We start from the raw sequence: 6,348 nt of genomic DNA, 5'->3' as shown, positions 1-6,348 counted from the left end.
CCGTGGCGTGCGCCGCCGGTGCCCTTCTGGCGATAGATCTTCTTGGTCGAGTACGAAACCTCGGCCCGGGTCAGCGTCGAATGGGTGCCGGCCTGGGATTTCGCCCGCTGCCAGCGCACCACGCGGTGCAGGATGTCGGCGCGCGGCTCAAGGCCGAACAGCGCTTCGTCCAGATCGATGGAGCCGGCCTTGCCGCCGTCCAGTTTGATCACGTCAAGTTTCATGCTTCACCCCCTTCGGCGGCGACTTCTGCAGCCGGAGCTTGAGCGGACCGGATCGCGGCCGGACGCGGCGCGTCCTTGGCTTCCGGCTTCTTCACGGCGTCCTTGACGGTCACCCAGCCGCCACGCGATCCCGGGACAGCGCCCTTGATCATGATCAGGCCGCGGTCGGCGTCGGTGCGGACGACCTGCAGGTTCTGCGTGGTCACGCGGACGGCGCCCATGTGGCCGGCCATCTTCTTGCCCTTGAACACCTTGCCGGGGTCCTGGCACTGGCCGGTCGAACCGTGCGAACGGTGCGAAACCGACACACCGTGCGATGCCCGGAGTCCGCCGAAGTTGTGCCGCTTCATCGCACCTTGGAAGCCTTTACCGATCGAGGTGCCCGCGACGTCGACGAACTGACCTGCGAGGTAGTGGTCGGCGGTAATTTCCGCGCCCACGTCGATCAGGCAATCCGGCGTCACGCGGAATTCCGCGATCTTGCGCTTCGGGGCCACGTTCGCCTTGGCGAAGTGACCGCGCTGCGCGGCGGTGGTCCGCTTGGCCTTGGCAACACCAGCGCCGAGTTGGACGGCGGTATAGCCATCCTTGTCAGCGGTGCGCTGTGCCACGACCTGAAGGCTGTCCAGCTGCAGAACCGTCACCGGAACCTGCTTGCCATCTGCCATGAACAGCCGGGTCATGCCCAGCTTCTTTGCAATTACTCCAGAGCGCATCTTGTCATGCCCCCCTTAGACTTTGATCTCGACGTCCACGCCGGCAGCGAGGTCGAGCTTCATCAGCGCGTCCACGGTCTGCGGGGTGGGGTCGACGATGTCGAGAAGACGCTTGTGCGTGCGGATTTCCCACTGGTCGCGCGACTTCTTGTCGATGTGCGGACCACGGAGAACCGTGAATTTCTCGATCTTGTTCGGCAGCGGGATCGGCCCGCGCACGGTGGCACCGGTACGCTTCGCGGTGTTCACGATTTCCTGGGTGCTGGCGTCGAGCACACGGTAATCGAAAGCGCGGAGCCGGATGCGGATTGTCTGACCTGGCATCAGTTTTTTCCTTTTAGAACGTTGGCGAGGACACGGACTGCCGACCCAAGAGGTTCTGTTTCGTTAGACGGTAGGTGGTGTCGAAGGGCGGGCTATTACAGCCCGCCCCGCGGTAGTGCAAGTCGCTTTACGCGATGATCTTCGACACGACGCCGGCGCCGACGGTGCGGCCGCCTTCGCGGATGGCGAAGCGCAGCTTTTCTTCCATGGCGATCGGGGCGATCAGTTCCACGACGAACTTCAGGTTGTCGCCCGGCATGACCATCTCAGTGCCTTCCGGCAGCTGCACGGTCCCGGTGACGTCCGTGGTCCGGAAGTAGAACTGCGGGCGGTAGTTCGCGAAGAACGGCGTGTGACGGCCGCCTTCTTCCTTGGTCAGGATATAGGCCTCGGCTTCGAACTTGGTGTGCGGGTTGACCGACTTCGGCTTGCACAGCACCTGCCCACGCTCCACGCCCTCACGGTCGATACCGCGCAAGAGGATGCCGACGTTGTCGCCAGCCTCGCCACGGTCAAGGAGCTTGCGGAACATCTCGACGCCGGTGCAGATCGACTTCTTGGTGTCGCGGATGCCGACGATCTCGACTTCGTCGCCGACGTTGATCACGCCGCGCTCGATCCGGCCGGTGACCACGGTGCCACGGCCCGAGATCGAGAACACGTCTTCGATCGGCAGCAGGAACGGCTGGTCCACGGCACGCGCCGGGGTCGGGATGTAGCTGTCGACAGCGGCCATCAGCGCGCGGATCGAGTCCTCGCCGATGTCCTTGCGCTCGCCGATCATCGCCTGGTGGGCCGAGCCCTTGATGATCGGAATGTCGTCGCCCGGGTATTCGTAGGACGACAGAAGTTCACGGACTTCCATCTCGACGAGTTCCAGCAGCTCTTCGTCGTCCACGAGGTCGATCTTGTTCAGATAGACCACCATGTACGGGATGCCGACCTGACGGCCGAGCAGGATGTGCTCGCGCGTTTGCGGCATCGGGCCGTCGGACGCCGCGCAGACCAGGATCGCGCCGTCCATCTGGGCGGCACCGGTGATCATGTTCTTGACGTAGTCGGCGTGGCCGGGGCAGTCGACGTGGGCGTAGTGACGCGCCTCGGTCTCGTATTCCACGTGCGCAGTCGAGATCGTGATGCCACGAGCCCGCTCTTCCGGCGCGCCGTCGATCTGGTCGTAGGCCCGGAATTCGCCGAAATACTTGGTGATCGCCGCCGTCAGCGTCGTCTTGCCGTGGTCAACGTGGCCGATCGTGCCAATGTTGACGTGCGGTTTGTTCCGTTCAAACTTTGCCTTGCCCATCAGGGTCTCTCCTCATTCGGTTCAGATGCGGCGGGGAGGCCCCGCCCTACGGGGGTGGTAGGGCGGGGTTCACCCCGCCACACCGATCAAGCGTATTTCTTCTGGATTTCCTGGCTCAGGTTTTCCGGAACGGTGTCGTAGTGGTCGAACTCCATCGAGAACACCGCGCGGCCCGAGGTCATGGACCGGAGCTGGTTGATGTAGCCGAACATGTTCGCCAGCGGAACCATGGCGGCGATGACGTTCGCGTTGCCGCGGCTGTCCTGGCCGTTGATCATGCCCCGACGCGAGGTCAGGTCGCCGATGACGCCGCCGGTGTATTCTTCTGGGGTGACGACTTCGACCTTCATGATTGGTTCCAGCAGTTTCGCACCGGCCTTCTTCAGACCTTCGCGCATGGCCGCCCGCGACGCGATTTCGAAAGCCAGCACCGAGGAGTCGACGTCATGGAACGCGCCGTCGATCAGCAAGACCTTGAAGTCGATCACCGGGAAGCCTGCCAGCGGACCGGAGTCCATGACCGACTTGATGCCTTTTTCGACGCCGGGGATGTATTCCTTCGGCACCGCACCACCGACGACCTTCGACTCGAAGGAATAGCCTTCGCCCGGTTCGGTCGGCGAGATGATCAGCTTCACGCGCGCGAACTGGCCGGTACCACCGGTCTGCTTCTTGTGCGTGTAGTCGATCTCGTGCTCGCGGCTGATCGTCTCGCGGTAGGCCACCTGCGGCGCACCGATGTTCGCCTCGACCTTGAACTCGCGACGCATGCGGTCGACGAGGATGTCGAGGTGAAGTTCGCCCATACCCTTCATGATGGTCTGACCGGATTCGATGTCGGTCTCCACCCGGAAGGACGGATCTTCGGCAGCCAGACGAGCAAGTGCGATGCCCATCTTCTCCTGGTCGGCCTTGGTCTTCGGTTCGACCGCGATCTCGATCACCGGGACCGGGAAGGTCATGGTTTCAAGAACGACGGGCTGGGCCGGATCACAAAGCGTGTCCCCGGTGGTGGTTTCCTTCAACCCGCCAAGCGCGATGATGTCGCCAGCGAAAGCTTCGGAAATCTCTTCCCGATCAATAGCGTGCATCATCATCATGCGGCCAACGCGCTCTTTGCGCTGCTTGGTCGCGTTCAGCATCGCGTCGCCCTTGCCGAGCTTGCCCGAATAGATCCGGGTGAAGGTCAGCGAGCCAACGAAGGGGTCGTTCATGATCTTGAACGCGAGGCCCGAGAAGGGCTGTGCATCATCGGCCGACCGCGCGATGCTGCGGGTTTCCGTCTCGTCGCCCGGAGCGAAGCCCATATAGGGCGGCACGTCCAGCGGCGATGGCAGGTAGTCGATGACAGCGTTCAGCAGAGGCTGGACGCCCTTGTTCTTGAAGGCCGAACCCGCGAAGACCGGGATAAAGTCGATCGCCAAGGTGGCCTTGCGGATCAGCGCCCGCAGGGTTTCAGGGCTTGGCTCGTTGCCTTCGAGATAAGCTTCCATCGCGGCGTCGTCCTGACCCACGGCGGTTTCCACCAGGTTCATGCGCCACTCGTCGGCTTCCGCCTTGAGAGACTCACGGATCGGCTGACGCTTCCAGGAAGCGCCCAGGTCCTCGCCCTCGTAGACCCATTCTTCCATGGTCACGAGGTCGATGATGCCTTCCAGCTTGTCTTCGGCGCCGATCGGCAGGGCGACGGGGACGGCGTTGGCGCCGGTCCGGTCTTTGATCATGCGGACGCACTTGAAGAAATCGGCGCCGGTCTTGTCCATCTTGTTGACGAACACGATCCGCGGAACCTTGTAGCGGTCAGCCTGACGCCAGACGGTTTCGGTCTGCGGTTCCACGCCGGCGTTGCCGTCGAGGAGAACCACAGCGCCGTCAAGCACGGCCAGCGAACGCTCGACTTCGATGGTGAAGTCGACGTGGCCGGGGGTGTCGATGATGTTGAAGCGGTACTTCGTCGCCTTGTCGCCCAGGCCAGCGTCGGAATCGATCTGACGATTCCAGAACGTGGTCGTGGCGGCGGAGGTGATGGTGATCCCGCGTTCCTGCTCCTGCTCCATCCAGTCCATCGTCGCGGCGCCGTCGTGGACTTCGCCGATCTTGTGGGACTTGCCGGTGTAGTAAAGGATACGCTCAGAAGTCGTGGTCTTGCCCGCGTCGATGTGGGCAATGATCCCGAAGTTGCGGTAGTGGTCGAGCGGATAGTCGCGTGCCATGATGACCCCTTACCAGCGGTAATGGCTGAACGCTTTGTTTGCGTCGGCCATCTTGTGGGTGTCTTCGCGCTTCTTCACGGCGGTGCCGCGGTTCTGCACGGCGTCCGAAAGTTCGGCAGCCAGACGTTCTTCCATGGTGTTCTCGTTGCGCTTGCGGGCAGCGATGATCAGCCAACGGATCGCCAGAGCTTCGCGACGTTCGACGCGGACTTCGACGGGGACCTGGTAGGTCGCACCACCGACGCGGCGCGAGCGCACTTCGACCGAGGGCTTCACGTTGTCGAGCGCTTCGTGGAAGGCTTCCACGGCGGGGCGCTTCAGACGGGTCTGCACGCGCTCAAGCGCGCCGTAGACGATGGTCTCGGCGACAGACTTCTTGCCGTCGAGCATCAGGTTGTTCATGAACTTGGTGACCACCCGGTCGCCATACTTGGCATCGGGCAGGATTTCGCGCTTTTCGGCGGCGTGACGACGGGACATCTCTTATCTCCTCACTTCGGACGCTTGGCGCCGTATTTCGAACGACGCTGACGACGCTCTTTCACGCCCTGGGTATCCAGAACGCCGCGGAGGATGTGGTAGCGCACACCCGGAAGGTCCTTCACCCGACCGCCACGGATCAGGACGACAGAGTGTTCCTGAAGGTTGTGCTTTTCGCCGGGGATGTAGGAGATGACCTCGAAGCCGTTGGTCAGGCGCACTTTGGCGACTTTCCGCATGGCCGAGTTCGGCTTCTTCGGGGTGGTGGTGTAGACGCGGGTGCAAACCCCACGCTTTTGCGGGCAGGATTCCAGGTGCTGGGACTTGGACTTCCGCGGCGCTGCTTCCCGGGGCTTCCGGATCAGCTGTTGAATCGTCGGCATTCACGTTCCTCGTTTCGATACTCGCCCCCCTAGCCGTGTGGAGGCGCCGCTTCTCGACCGTGCCTTGCGCGAATCGCAAAACACGAACACCGCACCGATCCCTGTCGCCAGGGATGACGCGGTGGAATTCCAGAGGATCGGGGCATTTTCGGCCCGGATCATGACCACTTCAAGCGCTCTGAGCCCTTGTCCCGGTCGCGACTGATGGGTCGGGCGGGGGTTCGGGTTGGCGGGCGTATAGGGGGAATCGCTGGGGGTGTCAACTCGGCCCCGTGGTGGTCGAGGGGGCTGAAGTGCCTTGGCCCCGGAGGAAAAACACATCTTGGGATTGAAACCCAGCGACCCGCTCCACCAGCGCGCGCAAAGAACAGATTGTGTCTCAAATAGGACTTTATCTTAACGGAAGTGAGCGGTAGTTTGCCGATAGTTAGCGGTTTGGGGATTTATGCATGTCTAAACTTACTTCCGGTTTGCTTTACACGGCTATGACGCTCGCTCTTTCGGCAGAGACTGCGCTTGCCTGGACTCGTCCCGGGCGCGGGGAGGGGCACGGTCGTGGCGGAGTTCACTCGGTTCCCGAGATCGACGCTTCCGCCGGCCTTCTGGCGATCGCTGCGGTCATGGTGATCCTGGCCTTCGTCTGGGAACGGAACCGCCGCGCTTCCTGAGCCAGGTCATCGGCGTGACTAAGCAGTGAAGGGGCCC

Annotated in this window: 8 protein-coding genes; 1 reads left to right on the top strand and 7 read right to left on the bottom strand. The window is 62.7% G+C overall.

The window, feature by feature from the left end; genetic code table 11:
- From rplD to rpsL, 7 genes are all read right to left on the bottom strand, one after another.
- A partial coding sequence (rplD, locus tag Q0C42_RS21300) for a 50S ribosomal protein L4 (RefSeq protein ID WP_295081009.1) occupies positions 1 to 224 on the bottom strand: 224 nt, incomplete at its 3' end.
- On the bottom strand, positions 221 to 940 hold the full coding sequence (gene rplC / locus Q0C42_RS21295) for a 50S ribosomal protein L3 (RefSeq protein ID WP_295081007.1): 720 nt from the start codon (positions 938 to 940) through the stop codon (positions 221 to 223). The genes rplD and rplC, both read right to left, overlap by 4 nt.
- Before the next feature lie 15 nt (positions 941 to 955).
- Positions 956 to 1,264 carry a 30S ribosomal protein S10 gene (gene rpsJ / locus Q0C42_RS21290; RefSeq protein ID WP_295081004.1) on the bottom strand — a complete coding sequence of 103 codons (309 nt, stop codon included), beginning with the start codon at positions 1,262 to 1,264 and terminating at the stop codon, positions 956 to 958.
- 127 nt (positions 1,265 to 1,391) lie between these two features.
- On the bottom strand, positions 1,392 to 2,567 hold the full coding sequence (gene tuf / locus Q0C42_RS21285; protein WP_295081002.1) for an elongation factor Tu: 1,176 nt from the start codon (positions 2,565 to 2,567) through the stop codon (positions 1,392 to 1,394).
- 86 nt (positions 2,568 to 2,653) lie between these two features.
- Positions 2,654 to 4,780, bottom strand: coding sequence for an elongation factor G (fusA, locus tag Q0C42_RS21280; RefSeq protein WP_295080999.1), 2,127 nt, complete (start codon positions 4,778 to 4,780; stop codon positions 2,654 to 2,656).
- 9 nt (positions 4,781 to 4,789) lie between these two features.
- Positions 4,790 to 5,260, bottom strand: coding sequence for a 30S ribosomal protein S7 (gene rpsG, locus Q0C42_RS21275; RefSeq protein ID WP_295080996.1), 471 nt, complete (start codon positions 5,258 to 5,260; stop codon positions 4,790 to 4,792).
- An 11-nt stretch (positions 5,261 to 5,271) separates the two neighbouring features.
- On the bottom strand, positions 5,272 to 5,643 hold the full coding sequence (gene rpsL / locus Q0C42_RS21270; RefSeq protein ID WP_125325006.1) for a 30S ribosomal protein S12: 372 nt from the start codon (positions 5,641 to 5,643) through the stop codon (positions 5,272 to 5,274).
- A 485-nt stretch (positions 5,644 to 6,128) separates the two neighbouring features.
- Here rpsL and Q0C42_RS21265 point away from each other — a divergent pair, with 485 nt between their 5' ends.
- A complete protein-coding gene (locus Q0C42_RS21265) occupies positions 6,129 to 6,311 on the top strand; it encodes a VPEID-CTERM sorting domain-containing protein (RefSeq protein WP_295080993.1) in 183 nt (60 codons plus the stop codon).
- Positions 6,312 to 6,348: the final 37 nt, after the last annotated feature.

Origin of the sequence: Tabrizicola sp., from assembly GCF_022842145.1 — a bacterium.
Lineage (GTDB): Bacteria > Pseudomonadota > Alphaproteobacteria > Rhodobacterales > Rhodobacteraceae > Tabrizicola.
The sequence above is the reverse complement of the archived record's forward strand: the minus strand, read 5'-3'. Positions and strand labels throughout refer to the sequence as shown.